Below are 13153 nucleotides of genomic sequence, written 5' to 3' on the forward strand. Positions count from 1 at the left end.
GCCGGGCCCGTACGGCGGGCACGGCCGCCGAGAAGACCCGCTCCACGGCGAGGTTCACCCCGTGCCCCGCGAGGCGGTTCGCCGGCGCCCCCCAGTGACCGCCGCCGAGCAACGGAGGGGCGAACTCGCCGGTGGGGGAAAGGGGTTGCAGATGCGTGCCCATGCACGGCAGGCCCAGCGCCTCGGCGATGGCGTGCCCGACCGGCCCCAGGGAGCCGGACAGCAGCAGGACGTCGCTCTTCTCGGCCGCCGCGATCAGGTCGTCCGTCATGCGCGCGAGGGCCGCCCGCACCAGCCCGACGGCCCGCAGCATCTTGCCCGCGTCGGTCGCGCTGCGGTGCAGGCCCCGCCCGCGCGTGGAGTGCAGTTCGGCCCGCGGATCGACCGGCAGCGCGTGGAAGGCGAGTCCCGAGCCCGTGACCAGCGGCTCGAAGCGCCCATGGGTGACCAGGGTGACCGCATGACCCGCGCGGGCCAGGCCGTGCCCCAGGCCGGTGAAGGGGGCGACGTCTCCCCGGGACCCCGCCGTCATGATCGCTACGCGCACGACGGCCAGTATGGCCGCGTCGCCGCCCGCCGGCCGCGAACGACCCGTCGGGACGCGGCGCCTTCACTCCGCGGCCCGCGCCACGCGGCGGGCGGCGCCCCTGCCGTGGTATGGGGGGCGCACGGACGGGCTCGTCACACCCCGAGCTGCCGGGCGGCCGCGTCCACGGTCTGCTCCAGGAGCGTGGCGATGGTCATGGGACCGACGCCGCCGGGCACCGGCGTGATGAGCGAGGCCCGCTCCACGGCGGAGTCGAAGTCGACGTCACCGACGTTGCCCTCGTTGTACCCCGCGTCGATCACCACCGCGCCCGGCTTGATGTCCTGGCCGCGGACGAGCCGCGGCCGGCCCACGGCGGCGACCACGACGTCCGCCTCCCGGACCACGGAGGACAGCTCACGGGTCCGGGAGTGGCAGTACGTCACCGTGGCGTCCCGGGCGAGCAGCAGCATCCCGACCGGCTTGCCCAGGATCGCGCTGCGCCCGACGACGACGGCCCGCTTGCCGGCCAGGTCGACGTCGTAGGCGTCGAGCAGCCGCAGGATGCCGCCGGGCGTGCAGGACACGAACCCCGGCAGGCCGAAGCTCATCGTCGCGAAGGACGCGAAGGTGACGCCGTCGACGTCCTTCTCGGGCGCGATCGCCTCGAACGCGGCCCGCTCGTCGATGTGCTCGCCGACGGGGTGCTGCAGCAGGATGCCGTGGACGGCGGGGTCCCGCGACAGCGACCGCAGGGTCGCGACCAGTTCCCCGGTGCTGGTCTCGGCGGGCAGCGCCACCCGGCGGGAGTCGATACCGGCCTTGCGGCAACGGTTCTGCTTCATGCGGACGTAGGTGACGGAGGCGGGGTCCTCACCGACCAGCACCGTCGCCAGACAGGGTGCCGTGCCCGTGCGGTCGGTGATTTCGGCGGCCTTCTTCGCGGTCTCCTCGACGATGCGGCGGGCGAGCGCGGTGCCGTCCATGAGGCGGGCCTGGGACATGGTCCACTCCTGAGCGTTCGACGGATCGCCCAGGCGCGCGGCTACGACTCTGCGTGGGCCGCTCCCCGGTGGTTCTCCACCTCAGCGCCAGTCACGGCCCCGCCTCAGCCTAGCCGAACAGGCCCGCCGCCGCGGCAGCGCCCGTGGCGTCCGGGCGCCGGCCCGGGGCAGGACGGCTCGCCGCAGGGACCTCACGAGAGCGGCGGACGCAAGCCGCTGTGCCGCGGACGCGGCCCGTGAGGGCCGAAGCCGGGCCGAGTGCGAGCCGCCCACTCCGGCGCGGGCCGAGAACGTCCAGGTCAGCCGGGAGCTGACCTGGAACCGCGCGGCCTTCCTCCCTATTCGTCCCATGCCTGGATCAGGACCTGGTCGGTGATCTTGCCGTCGCGGAGCGAGATCATGGACTCGGCCAGGACGCGCACGCCGTCCGGATACGCGCAGGACTCCACGAACGCGGCATGGTCGCCCTGGACGACGCACTGTTCCAGCCGGTGCGTCATGTCGCGGCCGTAGACGTCCTCCAGCATCGAGCCGATCTCCTCGCGGCCCCGGAGCACCTTGGGACGGCTGGGCTGGGTGTCGCGGTCCACGATGCGTATCTCGGCGTCGTCCGCGTACAGCGACAGCAGCGTGGACGCAGTCTGTCCCTCGATGCCCCGGCGCAGCGCCTCGGTGTCGAAGGCGGGGCCTGCCGTGGTCGCCATGGTGACCACCCACGAGGGCCGCGGCCCGGCAGGAGCGGGCCGTCGCGGGCCTCTCCTTCGAGCGTCCCCCGCCCGTCCGGGCCGGGCAAGCCGGACGGGGGCCGCCCGCGTCGCACGGGCGCCGGGGTCGCCGTGAAGGTCCCGGCCGCCCCGCCGTGTTCACGTCCGGGTTCTCGTCCTGTCGGGTGAGCGGTGGCCCGAGGCCGTGTCCGGGCGGGGGCCGGCGGCGTTGCTGAGGACATGATCTCCACTCGACGTATCGTCGCCGTCGCCGGTCTCGCCGCCTCGATCACGGGTCTCGCCGCGCTGCCGGCCAGTGCCGCCGACACCGGTGCCCCGGTGGTCGGCAGGTCGGCCCCGCTCGGCCTGGTCGACTCGGTCGCCCGGACCGGCATCCCCGCCGAGCAGCAGAACGCGGTCCCCTCGGTCTCCGAGCAGCTGTCCTCCGTGAACCACCTGCGCGACCTCAACCAGCTGAACCAGGTGACCGGCCTCGTCTCCCCGCTCTTCGGGCTGGTTCCCGCCATTCATTGACGTCTCAGGAGGCGGCCCGCAGCGGGGGGACGACGGGCACCTCGCCGGCGGCCTCGATGTCGTCGCCGGTCATGCGGAAGCTCTCGGGGTAGGCGTCCCGCCGGGAGCGCCGGGCGGGCTCGCTGGTGCGCCACATGTACAGGCAGCGCACACACTGCAGCACGTCCCAGATCCCGGGGACGGGTGAGGCGTGGACGTGCTCGAGAGTGTCGTGTGCGCAGCGTGGGCAGACGGTCGTGGGCTCGTGCATCTGGCGTGTCCTTCGCAAGGTCGGGGGAGGCGGCGGGTGGTCAGCGGCGGGCGGCCAGGGCCTGCAGCCGTGAGAGCCACTCGGCCGTCTCGGGCAGGTCGCGCACCTGGTTGCCGTAGTTGCCGCGGCGGTCGGCTCCGACGGGCGTGGTCGCGTCGATGACGAGCTTGTCGACGATGCCCGGCGACTGGGCCTGCGGGGCCAGTTCCACCACCGGCAGGTTGGGAATCGTGATCAGGTCGCCGGCCGGGTTCATCTTCGTCGACAGTGCCCACATCACCTGCGGCAGGTTGAACGGGTCGACGTCCTCGTCCACCACGATGACGGTGGTCGCGTACCCCAGCCCGTGCGGGGTGGTCAGCACGCGCAGGCCCACCGCCTTGGCGAAACCGCCGTACCGCTTCTTCGTGGAGACGATGACGACCAGTCCGTGCGTGTACGAGGCGTTGACGGCCTGCACCTCGGGGAAGTCGGCCTTGAGCTGCTTGTACAGGGGCACGGCGGTGTTCGCGGCGATCAGGTAGTCGCATTCGGTCCACGGCATGCCGAGATAGAGGTGCTCGAAGATCGGATCCGTGCGGTAGGAGATCCGGTCGATTCGGATGACCGGCATGCTGCGGCCGCCGGAGTAGTGGCCGGTGAACTCGCCGAACGGGCCCTCGATCTCGCGCTTGCGGCCCTCGATGACGCCCTCGATGACCACCTCGCTGCCCCACGGCACCGGCAGTCCCGTGAGCGGGGCCTCGGCGATCGGGGCGGGCGCGCCGCGCAGGGCGCCGGCGAGCTCGTACTCGTTCTCCTCGTACTTCATCGGCGTCGACGCGGCGATGGTGACCACGGGGTCGTTGCCGAGGGTGATGGCGACCGGGAGGTCCTCGCCGCGCTCCTCGGCGGTGCGCAGGTGCAGGGCGATGTCGTGCATGGGTACCGGCTGCAGCGCGAGCCTGCGCCTGCCCTTGACCTCGATGCGGTAGATGCCGACGTTCTGCTTGCCGGAGTTCTCCGGGTCGTCCGGGTCCTTGGAGACCACCGCGGCCTTGTCGATGTAGAAGCCGCCGTCACCGTCGTTGAGCCGGATCAGCGGCAGCACCCGGAAGACGTCGACGTCGTCGCCCTCCAGGGTGTTCCGCGCCCACGGCGGGTCCTCCCGCCACTCGGGCGCGACCGGGAACCGCTCCCAGCGGCGGATGAACTCGGCCACCTGCTCCTTGGCCGGTGTCTCCTTCGGCAGGCCGAGGGCGAGGGCGTGGTTGGCCCAGGAGCCGTGCACGTTCATCGCGATGCGGGCGCTGGTGAAGCCGCTGACGTTGTCGAAGTACAGAGCCGGGGCCGCGTCGCCGAGACGCGGCGCGGCGTTCGCGGCGGCGGCGATGTCCGGCTCCGGACGCACCTCGTCGGTGACGCGCAGCAGCTGGCCCTCCTTGTCGAGCGCGTCCAGGAAGCCGCGCAGGTCGTCATGGGGCATGGGAGTCCTTTCCGGATGGTGTGCGGACGGTCAGCCGGCGGGGCGCAGGGCGCGAGCGGCACGCATGCCCTCCCACCGGCGGGCTGCCGGTGCGGGCAGGTCGAACTGGTCGAGCACCCGGCTGACGATGTGGTCGACGATGTCGTCCACCGAACGCGGGTGGTTGTAGAAGGCGGGCATCGGCGGCACCAACTGCACGCCCTTGCGAGCGAGTTCGAGCATGTTCTCGAGGTGGATCTCGCTCAGCGGCGTCTCGCGCGGCACCAGGACCAGCCGGCGCCGCTCCTTGAGCACCACGTCGGCGGCCCGCCCGATCAGCCCGTCGGCGTACCCGGCGCGGATTCCCGCGAGGGTCTTCATCGAGCACGGCACGACGACCATGCCGTCGGTGCGGAACGACCCCGAGGAGATGACCGCGCCCTGGTCCTCGGGGCCGTGGGCGGCATCGGCGAGCGCGGTGACCTCGGCGACCGAGAGCCCGGTCTCCAGCTCGACGGTGGTCCGTGCCCAGCGGCTGAGCACCAGGTGCGTCTCCACCTCCGGCAGTTCGGCCAGGCACTGCAGGAGCCGGACGCCGAACACGGCGCCTGTCGCCCCCGTCATGCCCACGATCAGTCGCACGGTTTCGGCTCCTTCGGCTGGAACGGGAAGGGGGTGCTTCGGTCGGCCCGGGGAGGGGTGCCCCGCGGCCGGCACGGACGGGAACGCCCGACCGTTTCGGTCACCGTCCCTTCGGCTCTCTCGACGCTAGGAGCGATCCGCGCGCCCAACGGCGTATCGTGAGGACAGACCATGGACAGAAACGGACACCCGGGCCGCGGCGAGCGGGCTGACGTCGCCCGGATCCCCTACCGCGCCTCCGCCGGGGCCCCGCCCGGCGCCGAGGTGCTCGACCTCGCCGGTCTCCTGGCCCGCGCCCGGGGCCACGGACTCGACCCGTACGCCGCCAAGCGGCCCGCGTTCCACGAACTGGTCGCCGTACGCCGCGGGACCCTGCGCTGCTCCCTTGACTTCAGCGCGCACACCCTGCGTGCGGGCGACTGGCTGTGGGTGCGTCCGGGGCAGGTCCACCAGTACGACTCCGACCTCGCCGCCGCCCAGGGCACCGTGGTGCTGTTCACGCCCGGCTTCCTCACCCCGGCGACGGTGGAGGCGGCGCGGGTCGACCAGCCGGTGTGGCCGGCGCCGCTGACGCCCGCACCCGCGGACGCGGCGGCCCTGCGCGGTGCGCTCGACCTGCTGGAGGGCGAGTACCGGCGGTTGGCCGCGCTGCCGCTGGAGGTGCACATCGAGGTGGTACGGCATCTGCTGTCGGTCCTGGTGCTGCGGCTGACCCACGCGCAGGGCGCGCGGCAGGACGCCGGGAGCGGCAGCGAGCCCTTCCGCCGCTTCCAGCGGGCCGTCGAGGGGGACTTCGCCCGCACCCACCGCGTGGAGGACTACGCGCGGGCCCTCGGCTACAGCGTCCGCACCCTGACCCGGGCCACCCGCGCCGCCGTCGGCACCGGGGCCAAGGGCTTCATCGACGACCGGGTGCTGCTGGAGGCCAGACGTCTGCTGTGGCACACCGACCTGCCCGCCGCGGCCGTCGGCGACCGGCTCGGCTTTCCGGACGCGACGGTGTTCACCCGCTTCTTCCGGCGCCGGGCGGGCGAGACCCCGGCCGCGTTCCGGGCCCGGGCGTGGGGAACCGGGGGACGACCTGGACCTGCGCCCCCGGATCCGCGCCCTTACTGATCAGTCACAGCGTAGGGTCGAGGGGACGGACAAAGATCGACGGAAGGGACCACCACCATGGCCCAGGAAGTGCGCGGCGTGATCGCACCCGGGAAGAACGAACCCGTACGGGTCGAGACGATCGTCGTGCCGGACCCCGGGCCCGGAGAGGCCGTCGTACGGGTCCAGGCCTGCGGTGTCTGCCACACCGACCTGCACTACAAGCAGGGCGGCATCACCGACGAGTTCCCCTTCCTGCTCGGCCACGAGGCCGCCGGTGTCGTCGAGTCGGTCGGCGACGGCGTGACCGACGTCGCGCCGGGCGACTTCGTGATCCTCAACTGGCGTGCCGTGTGCGGGCAGTGCCGGGCCTGCCTGCGCGGACGGCCCTGGTACTGCTTCAACACCCACAACGCGAAGCAGAAGATGACGCTCACCGACGGCACGGAGCTCTCCCCGGCCCTCGGGATCGGTGCCTTCGCCGAGAAGACGCTGGTGGCGGCCGGCCAGTGCACCAAGGTGGACCCGGCCGTCTCCCCGGCCGTGGCCGGGCTGCTGGGCTGCGGCGTGATGGCCGGCATCGGCGCGGCGATCAACACCGGGAACGTCGGCCGCGGCGACTCGGTCGCCGTCATCGGCTGCGGCGGAGTCGGCGACGCGGCGATCGCCGGGGCGTACCTGGCGGGCGCGGCGAAGATCATCGCTGTCGACATCGACGACCGCAAGCTCGCCACCGCACGCACCATGGGCGCCACCCACACGGTCAACTCCAAGGAGACCGACCCGGTCGAGGCGATCCGTGAGCTGACCGGCGGCTTCGGCGCCGATGTCGTCATCGAGGCCGTCGGCCGCCCGGAGACCTACAAGCAGGCCTTCTACGCCCGCGATTTGGCCGGCACGGTGGTCCTGGTCGGAGTGCCGACCCCGGAGATGAAGCTGGAGCTGCCGCTGCTGGACGTCTTCGGCCGGGGCGGCGCTCTGAAGTCCTCCTGGTACGGCGACTGCCTGCCCTCCCGGGACTTCCCGATGCTGATCGACCTGCATCGGCAAGGGCGGCTGCCGCTGGAGAAGTTCGTGACCGAGACCATCCAACTGGACGAGGTGGAGAAGGCGTTCGAACGGATGCACGGCGGCGACGTGCTGCGCTCGGTGGTGGTGCTGTGATGACCGCCCGCATCGAACGCATCGTCACCTCGGGGCAGTTCACGCTCGACGGGGGCTCCTGGGACGTCGAGAACAACGTGTGGATCGTGGGCGACGACCACGAGGCGGTCGTCATCGACGCCGCCCACGACGCCGAGGCCATCGCCGCCGCGGTGGGCGACCGCCGGCTGACCGCGATCGTGTGCACCCACGCCCACAACGACCACGTCAACGCCGCACCCGCCCTCGCCGACCTCACCGGCGCCTCGATCTGGCTGCACCGCGACGACCTGCCGCTGTGGCAGATGACCCACCCCGATCGGGACCCCGACGAACACCTGACGGACGGCCAGGTGATCGAGGCGGCGGGCGCCGACCTGACCGTCCTGCACACACCCGGCCACGCGCCGGGCGCGGTCTGCCTCCACGACCCCGGGCTCGGCGTCGTCTTCACCGGGGACACCCTCTTCCAGGGCGGTCCGGGCGCCACCGGCCGCTCCTACTCCCACTTCCCGACGATCATCGATTCCATCCGCGACCGCCTTCTCACGCTGCCGCCCGAGACGAAGGTCCTCACCGGCCACGGCGAGGCCACCACCATCGGAGCGGAGGCCCCCCACCTCGAGGAGTGGATCGCCCGCGGGCACTGAACGGCGGCGAGGCACCGACGCAGCCGGTGACGCACCGACGGCGATCCACTGACGGCGGACGACCGGCTGCGCACGGATGCCGGAGAAGCCGATCGACGCGAGTGCGTCCGCCCGGCCGGATGATCCGGTGGGAAACTGCGAACAAAAGACGACAGGAGATGTCCGGTTTCCGCGCCACCCTCGATGAGGACACCGCAGGGAGACGCACAGGAGGCCGGACATGTCACGTCCACTGGAAGGCAGGGTCGCGCTGGTCGCGGGCGCGACGCGCGGCGCGGGCCGTGGGATCGCGGTGGAGCTCGGCGCGGCCGGCGCCACCGTGTACGTCACGGGACGCACCACACGCGCCCGCCGCTCCGAGTACGACCGCCCCGAGACGATCGAGGACACCGCCGACCTGGTGACCGAGGCCGGCGGCCACGGCGTGGCCGTCCCCACCGACCATCTGGACCCCGACCAGGTCCGCGCCCTCGTCGAGCGCATCGCACGCGAACAGGACCGCCTGGACGTGCTCGTCAACGACATCTGGGGCGGTGAGGCGCTCTTCGAGTGGGACACCCCCGTATGGGAGCACGACCTCGACAAGGGGCTCAGGCTGCTCCGCCTGGCGGTGGAGACGCACGCCGTCACCAGCCACCACGCCCTGCCCCTGCTGCTGCGCCGGCCCGGCGGCCTGGTCGTGGAGATGACCGACGGCACCGACGAGTACAACCGGGAAACCTACCGGGTCAACCTCTTCTACGACCTCGCCAAGGCGTCCGTCCTGCGCATGGCGTTCGCCCTCGGCCACGAACTCGGCCCGCGCGGCGCCACCGCGGTCGCGCTCACCCCCGGCTGGCTGCGCTCGGAGATGATGCTCGACCACTTCGGGGTGCGGGAGGACAACTGGCGCGACGCCCTGGAACAGGTGCCCCACTTCGCCATCTCCGAGACACCGCGCTACGTCGGCCGGGCCGTCGCCGCTCTCGCCGCCGACCCGGACGTGGCGCGCTGGAACGGACAGTCCCTTTCCAGCGGCCGGCTCGCCCAGGTGTACGGCTTCACCGACCTGGACGGCAGCCGCCCCGACGCCTGGCGCTACCTCGTCGAGGTCCAGGACACGGGCAAGCCGGCGGATCCCACCGGCTACCGGTGACGACTCACGCCGGCGGCACGGACGGCAGCGGCACACGCGCCGCATGACCGGGGCGCAGCTCCAGATCCGACCGTACGGCCGCGTAGTAGCCCTCGCGTGCGGCGCGCTGCTGCGCCAGGAGCGTCTGCCACGCCTGCGGCTCACGCCGTTCTGCGCGCACGAAGCGTTCCATCTCCAGTACCACCGCCACCCACAACCGTGCCTTCTCCACTGCCTCCGTACTGCCCAGCATGATCAGCGCCTCGCCCGACGGGTCCCGGGCGACGGCCGCCTCCGCCAGCAACGGCTCGGCCGCCGCCAGGGACAGGGGGTGCGGATGCGGGTCGGCGCCCAGGTGGGACGCCACCCGGTAGGTCAGCGTGACCGTCTTCTTCAGCGAGCGCGCGTAGTCGGCGTACACCGCGAGCCGCCGCTCCTCCCAACGCGCCGTCCGCTCCCTGAGGAAGCGGGCCTGGTCGCTGCGCACGACCGCCAGATACGAGCCCAGCGCGCCGATCATGACGCCGATGAGCGCGGGGAGTTGCTGTATGAACGCGGACATGTGCCGCACGCTATCTGCCCGGACGATCTCCGCGGCAGTAGGTTCGGGCCATGACGGAGACGAGGCGTTTCGACGGACACGGAGTGCTCGTCACCGGCGCGGCCCGCGGCATCGGCGCGGCCACCGCCCGGCGACTGGCCGAGGAGGGGGCGCGGGTCCTGGTCACCGACGCGGACGCCGCCGAGGCGGAGAAGACCGCGGCGGCCCTGAGGGTGCGGGGACTGTCGGCATGGGCGTACGGCTGCGACGTGGCCGTGGGGGACTCGGTGCAGGCGGCCGTCGCGCACGCGGTCGACGCGTTCGGCACGCTCGACGTCCTGGTCAACAGCGCGGCCCACTGCACCCCCGACACCCCGCTCTTCGAGGACGGTACGGACGAGGTCTGGGCGCGCGACCTCGACGTCACCCTGACCGGCGCCCAGCGCTGCTGCCGCGCCGCCCTGCCCCACCTGGTGGCGTCCGGCCGGGGCGCGATCGTCAGCATCGGCTCCGTCAACGGGGCCCAGGACTTCGGCAACCACGCCTACAGCGCCGCGAAAGCGGGCCTGGTCTCCCTGACCCGCACCCTCGCCGGGCACGCCGCCCCGCGGGGCGTACGCGTCAACCTCGTGATGCCGGGCACGGTCCGCACCTCGGCGTGGGAGGGACGGGGCGCCGAACTCGACCGGATCCGAGAGCTGTACCCCCTGGGCCGCGTCGGTGAGCCGGAGGACATCGCCGCCGCCGTCGCCTTCCTCGCCTCCCGCGACGCGGCCTGGATCACCGGCACCACCCTGACCGTCGACGGCGGCCTCACAGCCGTCAACACCGCCTTCCACACAGCCCTTCGCACCCCCTGACGCATCGCTGCGTGACAGCACTGCCGTGCTCACGTCACTGCGCCCGGGGTGTCTGCGCCCCGCGCTCACACCCCCGGCGCGCCACCCTCCGGCACATGTCCTGAGCTGCGCAGATGCCGTATCGCTGAGATGATAAAGAGCCTCGGCCGCCGGGTGTCACTCCGTGTCGACGTGGGGCTGGATCTCCACCGTGAGGACGGCGTCGTCGGGGCCGGTGCCTTCTTCGCCCGCCCACACGATCACACGCACGTGCTGCTCGCAGATGCCGTTCACCTTCCACTCGGTCACCAGGTCGGTGACGACGAGCGCGGCGACGTACTCGGCGCCTTGCCTGAGGGTGTCGGTGGTGATCCTTCCCCGCCGGCGATGGGGGTGGCCGCCGAGGGGGCGCCAGCCGGCGGAGCCGTGTGGCTCCTCCACCCGGTACGCCCACGCCCTTTCGGTGCCCATGCCATCGATCCTGTCACCGTGAGGAGCCTCGTGCGCCGGAGATCACGCTGCGTCGATGTCCGACCGGGGCCGGACCTCCACGATGAAGTCCGCCTCCTCCATGTCGCCCGCCTCGTGGTGCCAGAGGAAGACCCGCACGTGCATCGCGTGATGGAGGCCGATCCTCTCCCACTCGGTCATCAGATCACCGACGATGCGGCCGATGGCGTACTTGGCGCCCTCGGTCGAGTCGGAAGCGGTGATCACGCCCTGCCACCGTTCGGGGTCGCTGCCGTAGGGGCGCCAGCCCTCGGAGCCGTGCGGCTCGAACACCCGGTACACCCAGTCCGTCTCGGTGTTCATAACACCGATCCTGTCACCGGGGAGCCCGATGCGCCGCATCGGATCGACCCACGCCGGGCGGCGGAGAGGCCCGGCAAGCAGGCGGTGCTGTTTCCCCAGTGCGGCCACCTCGCCCGCCCACATGCCGGTGCCGATCATCGGCCGGGTGATCGCCTGGCGGCGGTGGAGGCCTCTCGGCGCCCTGCTCCATCAGATCGGCGGGGGAGGCGCTGACGGCCGGCTCGTCCAGGGCGGCCGGGGTGCCGGTGTCGTCGCACCGGTCCAGCCCCTTGATGTCGCGTCGTGGACGTCGGCGGTGCCGGCGGGGTGGGGGCGCCCCGCAGGTGGAGAACCCGGGGATCGAGCAGCTTCTCAAGCGGTCGAATCCTTCTGCCGGCGCGGGAGCAACTATGCCGGGTGAGGCGGTCGGTTACGAGAAATGTCACCGTTTCGTCTCGTCATGAGGCGGCCTACAACCGGCGTCCGCCGGGAGCGGTCTATGTGTCCGAGAGCGCGGACACGCGAAACGGACCAGGGGGGAAGGGCCACGATGAGGCACATAGGCAGACGAGGAGCCGTCGTACTCGGCGTCACGGGAATGGTCGCGCCGCTCACGCTCGCGCTCGGCGTCGCGCCGGCGCAGGCGGCGAGCTGTACGACGAGCACCGGGCCGTACCAGAAGCAGGTGGAGAAGTTCCTCGGCCGCCCCGTCGACGGACGGCAGTCGGCCGCCGACTGCTCGGCCATACGCGCCTTCCAGACCAAGCACGGCATCACCCCGAACATCGGGTACGCGGGTCCCGTCACCTGGGGCGTGATGGACCTCATGAACAAGCAGAAGGCCGTGGGGAACAAGCCCAACAAGGACGGCAAGTGCCCGACGAACAAGGGCCGCATCGCCTGCGTCAACCTCACGTTGCAGCTCAGCTGGATCCAGGACGGCAGCCGGCTGGTGTACGGGCCCGTGCCGGTGCGCACCGGCCGCAACGGCTACGAGACCCGCACGGGCCTGAAGAAGATCTACTGGCGTGACATCGACCACGTCTCGACCCTCTACAACGTGCCGATGCCCTACAGCCAGTTCTTCGACGGCGGCCAGGCCTTCCACTCGGTGGGCCTGAGCATGTGGAACCCGCCGGGCTCCCACGGCTGTGTGAACATGACCACGAAAGACGCCAAGAAGTACTGGTCGTTGCTGAAGAAGGGCGACGACGTCTTCGTGTACGGCCGCAAGCCCGGAACCTGAGGCCGGAGCAGGGGGGTTGCGCCGGATTCACGTGATGAGCAACACGGTCCGGAATGTCCGTATCGGTCGTACTTACTCACAACGCCTTCACGTCGATCGGCATATGCTTCACACCATGTCCACCACTGTTGAAGCCGCCTCCGAGCGATCGGCCGCGGAGGTCAACGAGGAGATCCGGGCCCTGTGGCGCCGGTCGGGCGGGACACTGACCACCGAGCAGCGTGAGGTGTACCAGCGCCTCGTCATGGAGTGGGCCACGGCGGCTCCGCACTCGGACACGGCGGCCTGACCGGCCCGTCCGGTCGGGAGCGGGCGCGCCACCGAGCCGCCGGTCCACCGGATCCCTTCCCGGGGCACCCGGAGCGCACGGGTGCCCCTCTCGTACCGACCTCCACCGGATCCACCGGCCCCACGGCGTCGTCTGCCTCAGCCCCACGTGGCCGAGTAGTACCGCTGGTAGGCCTTCCTGTCCCGTTCCGAGCGGATCCACCGGGTCGCCACCAGCGCGATCAGGCTGCCCGCGATGACCAGCAGACCCGGCCCGATGTTCCTGGGGTCCAGGAGCCGGGCGAGCAGCGTCGCTCCGGTCGTGCCGCCCGTCACCGGCGCCGGCGCCCCGGGCGAGGCGG

17 protein-coding genes, 1 pseudogene and 1 riboswitch are annotated in these 13153 nt (G+C 72.0%); of the genes and pseudogenes, 8 read left to right on the top strand and 10 right to left on the bottom strand.

What is annotated here, in order from left to right; translation table 11 throughout:
- The 3 genes from BZY54_RS06995 to BZY54_RS07005 all read right to left on the bottom strand — a co-directional run.
- Window positions 1-532, bottom strand: a 532-nt coding sequence (locus tag BZY54_RS06995) for a glycosyltransferase (RefSeq protein ID WP_143668018.1), incomplete at its 3' end; no start/stop codon positions are given.
- A 149-nt stretch (window positions 533-681) separates the two neighbouring features.
- The gene (locus BZY54_RS07000) at window positions 682-1530 is read right to left on the bottom strand and encodes a bifunctional 5,10-methylenetetrahydrofolate dehydrogenase/5,10-methenyltetrahydrofolate cyclohydrolase (protein ID WP_086723670.1); all 849 of its coding nucleotides are present in this window, start codon (window positions 1528-1530) and stop codon (window positions 682-684) included.
- 20 nt (window positions 1531-1550) lie between these two features.
- Window positions 1551-1635: riboswitch (ZMP/ZTP riboswitch) on the bottom strand.
- A gap of 233 nt (window positions 1636-1868) precedes the next feature.
- Window positions 1869-2234 (bottom strand): nuclear transport factor 2 family protein, encoded by a 366-nt coding sequence (locus BZY54_RS07005; protein WP_086723671.1) that lies wholly within the window; start codon window positions 2232-2234, stop codon window positions 1869-1871.
- Window positions 2235-2474: 240 nt separating this feature from the next.
- On the opposite strand from BZY54_RS07005, the gene BZY54_RS07010 reads away from it, so the two are divergent.
- Window positions 2475-2768 carry a hypothetical protein gene (locus BZY54_RS07010; RefSeq protein WP_086723672.1) on the top strand — a complete coding sequence of 98 codons (294 nt, stop codon included), beginning with the start codon at window positions 2475-2477 and terminating at the stop codon, window positions 2766-2768.
- 4 nt (window positions 2769-2772) lie between these two features.
- Here the strand turns inward: BZY54_RS07010 and BZY54_RS07015 are convergent, their stop codons facing one another.
- From BZY54_RS07015 to BZY54_RS07025, 3 genes are read right to left on the bottom strand one after another with little or no spacing between them, the layout of a single operon-like run.
- Window positions 2773-3018 carry a non-oxidative hydroxyarylic acid decarboxylases subunit D gene (locus BZY54_RS07015; RefSeq protein ID WP_086723673.1) on the bottom strand — a complete coding sequence of 82 codons (246 nt, stop codon included), beginning with the start codon at window positions 3016-3018 and terminating at the stop codon, window positions 2773-2775.
- Window positions 3019-3058: 40 nt separating this feature from the next.
- A complete protein-coding gene (locus tag BZY54_RS07020; protein ID WP_086723674.1) occupies window positions 3059-4483 on the bottom strand; it encodes a non-oxidative hydroxyarylic acid decarboxylases subunit C in 1425 nt (474 codons plus the stop codon).
- A 30-nt stretch (window positions 4484-4513) separates the two neighbouring features.
- Complete coding sequence (locus tag BZY54_RS07025) at window positions 4514-5104, bottom strand: non-oxidative hydroxyarylic acid decarboxylases subunit B (RefSeq protein ID WP_086723675.1); 591 nt, start codon at window positions 5102-5104, stop codon at window positions 4514-4516.
- A 171-nt stretch (window positions 5105-5275) separates the two neighbouring features.
- On the opposite strand from BZY54_RS07025, the gene BZY54_RS07030 reads away from it, so the two are divergent.
- From BZY54_RS07030 to BZY54_RS07045, 4 genes are all read left to right on the top strand, one after another.
- Window positions 5276-6220, top strand: coding sequence for a helix-turn-helix transcriptional regulator (locus BZY54_RS07030; RefSeq protein WP_086723676.1), 945 nt, complete (start codon window positions 5276-5278; stop codon window positions 6218-6220).
- Window positions 6221-6277: 57 nt separating this feature from the next.
- The gene (locus tag BZY54_RS07035) at window positions 6278-7363 is read left to right on the top strand and encodes an S-(hydroxymethyl)mycothiol dehydrogenase (protein WP_086723678.1); all 1086 of its coding nucleotides are present in this window, start codon (window positions 6278-6280) and stop codon (window positions 7361-7363) included.
- Window positions 7363-7992 carry an MBL fold metallo-hydrolase gene (locus tag BZY54_RS07040; protein ID WP_086723679.1) on the top strand — a complete coding sequence of 210 codons (630 nt, stop codon included), beginning with the start codon at window positions 7363-7365 and terminating at the stop codon, window positions 7990-7992. Before BZY54_RS07035 ends, BZY54_RS07040 begins: the two co-directional genes overlap by 1 nt.
- 220 nt (window positions 7993-8212) lie before the next feature.
- Window positions 8213-9127 (top strand): SDR family oxidoreductase, encoded by a 915-nt coding sequence (locus BZY54_RS07045; RefSeq protein WP_086723681.1) that lies wholly within the window; start codon window positions 8213-8215, stop codon window positions 9125-9127.
- A 4-nt stretch (window positions 9128-9131) separates the two neighbouring features.
- Here BZY54_RS07045 and BZY54_RS07050 read toward each other — a convergent pair whose 3' ends face one another.
- On the bottom strand, window positions 9132-9668 hold the full coding sequence (locus BZY54_RS07050; protein WP_086723682.1) for a hypothetical protein: 537 nt from the start codon (window positions 9666-9668) through the stop codon (window positions 9132-9134).
- Window positions 9669-9718: 50 nt separating this feature from the next.
- Here BZY54_RS07050 and BZY54_RS07055 point away from each other — a divergent pair, with 50 nt between their 5' ends.
- Window positions 9719-10507 (top strand): SDR family NAD(P)-dependent oxidoreductase, encoded by a 789-nt coding sequence (locus tag BZY54_RS07055; protein ID WP_086723684.1) that lies wholly within the window; start codon window positions 9719-9721, stop codon window positions 10505-10507.
- Window positions 10508-10663: 156 nt separating this feature from the next.
- Here the strand turns inward: BZY54_RS07055 and BZY54_RS50205 are convergent, their stop codons facing one another.
- Both BZY54_RS50205 and BZY54_RS07065 read right to left on the bottom strand, forming a co-directional pair.
- Window positions 10664-10957: a hypothetical protein gene (locus BZY54_RS50205; protein WP_143668016.1), complete on the bottom strand. Its 294-nt coding sequence runs from the start codon at window positions 10955-10957 to the stop codon at window positions 10664-10666.
- Between the two features lie 42 nt (window positions 10958-10999).
- Window positions 11000-11299 carry a hypothetical protein gene (locus BZY54_RS07065; RefSeq protein WP_143668017.1) on the bottom strand — a complete coding sequence of 100 codons (300 nt, stop codon included), beginning with the start codon at window positions 11297-11299 and terminating at the stop codon, window positions 11000-11002.
- A 529-nt stretch (window positions 11300-11828) separates the two neighbouring features.
- Here BZY54_RS07065 and BZY54_RS07070 point away from each other — a divergent pair.
- Window positions 11829-12524, top strand: coding sequence for a L,D-transpeptidase family protein (locus BZY54_RS07070; protein ID WP_086723690.1), 696 nt, complete (start codon window positions 11829-11831; stop codon window positions 12522-12524).
- Between the two features lie 103 nt (window positions 12525-12627).
- Window positions 12628-12813 (top strand): hypothetical protein, encoded by a 186-nt coding sequence (locus tag BZY54_RS07075; protein ID WP_086723692.1) that lies wholly within the window; start codon window positions 12628-12630, stop codon window positions 12811-12813.
- A 137-nt stretch (window positions 12814-12950) separates the two neighbouring features.
- On the opposite strand, the pseudogene BZY54_RS07080 reads toward BZY54_RS07075, so the two are convergent.
- A pseudogene (locus BZY54_RS07080) lies at window positions 12951-13153 on the bottom strand (S1 family peptidase); the annotation flags it as partial.

The organism is Streptomyces carpinensis, assembly GCF_002154505.1.
Classification (GTDB): Bacteria; Actinomycetota; Actinomycetes; order Streptomycetales; family Streptomycetaceae; genus Streptomyces; species Streptomyces carpinensis.

What these genes read in the sequence shown, in the direction of transcription:
- BZY54_RS07000 (WP_086723670.1), bottom strand. Translation starts at nt 1,530, where the DNA reads ATGTCCCAGGCCCGCCTCATGGACGGCACCGCGCTCGCCCGCCGCATC.
- BZY54_RS07075 (WP_086723692.1), top strand. Translation starts at nt 12,628, where the DNA reads ATGCTTCACACCATGTCCACCACTGTTGAAGCCGCCTCCGAGCGATCG.
- BZY54_RS07050 (WP_086723682.1), bottom strand. Translation starts at nt 9,668, where the DNA reads ATGTCCGCGTTCATACAGCAACTCCCCGCGCTCATCGGCGTCATGATC.
- BZY54_RS07010 (WP_086723672.1), top strand. Translation starts at nt 2,475, where the DNA reads ATGATCTCCACTCGACGTATCGTCGCCGTCGCCGGTCTCGCCGCCTCG.
- BZY54_RS07065 (WP_143668017.1), bottom strand. Translation starts at nt 11,299, where the DNA reads ATGAACACCGAGACGGACTGGGTGTACCGGGTGTTCGAGCCGCACGGC.
- BZY54_RS07045 (WP_086723681.1), top strand. Translation starts at nt 8,213, where the DNA reads ATGTCACGTCCACTGGAAGGCAGGGTCGCGCTGGTCGCGGGCGCGACG.
- BZY54_RS07035 (WP_086723678.1), top strand. Translation starts at nt 6,278, where the DNA reads ATGGCCCAGGAAGTGCGCGGCGTGATCGCACCCGGGAAGAACGAACCC.
- BZY54_RS07030 (WP_086723676.1), top strand. Translation starts at nt 5,276, where the DNA reads ATGGACAGAAACGGACACCCGGGCCGCGGCGAGCGGGCTGACGTCGCC.
- BZY54_RS07005 (WP_086723671.1), bottom strand. Translation starts at nt 2,234, where the DNA reads ATGGCGACCACGGCAGGCCCCGCCTTCGACACCGAGGCGCTGCGCCGG.
- BZY54_RS07040 (WP_086723679.1), top strand. Translation starts at nt 7,363, where the DNA reads ATGACCGCCCGCATCGAACGCATCGTCACCTCGGGGCAGTTCACGCTC.
- BZY54_RS07015 (WP_086723673.1), bottom strand. Translation starts at nt 3,018, where the DNA reads ATGCACGAGCCCACGACCGTCTGCCCACGCTGCGCACACGACACTCTC.
- BZY54_RS07070 (WP_086723690.1), top strand. Translation starts at nt 11,829, where the DNA reads ATGAGGCACATAGGCAGACGAGGAGCCGTCGTACTCGGCGTCACGGGA.
- BZY54_RS07020 (WP_086723674.1), bottom strand. Translation starts at nt 4,483, where the DNA reads ATGCCCCATGACGACCTGCGCGGCTTCCTGGACGCGCTCGACAAGGAG.
- BZY54_RS50205 (WP_143668016.1), bottom strand. Translation starts at nt 10,957, where the DNA reads ATGGGCACCGAAAGGGCGTGGGCGTACCGGGTGGAGGAGCCACACGGC.
- BZY54_RS07055 (WP_086723684.1), top strand. Translation starts at nt 9,719, where the DNA reads ATGACGGAGACGAGGCGTTTCGACGGACACGGAGTGCTCGTCACCGGC.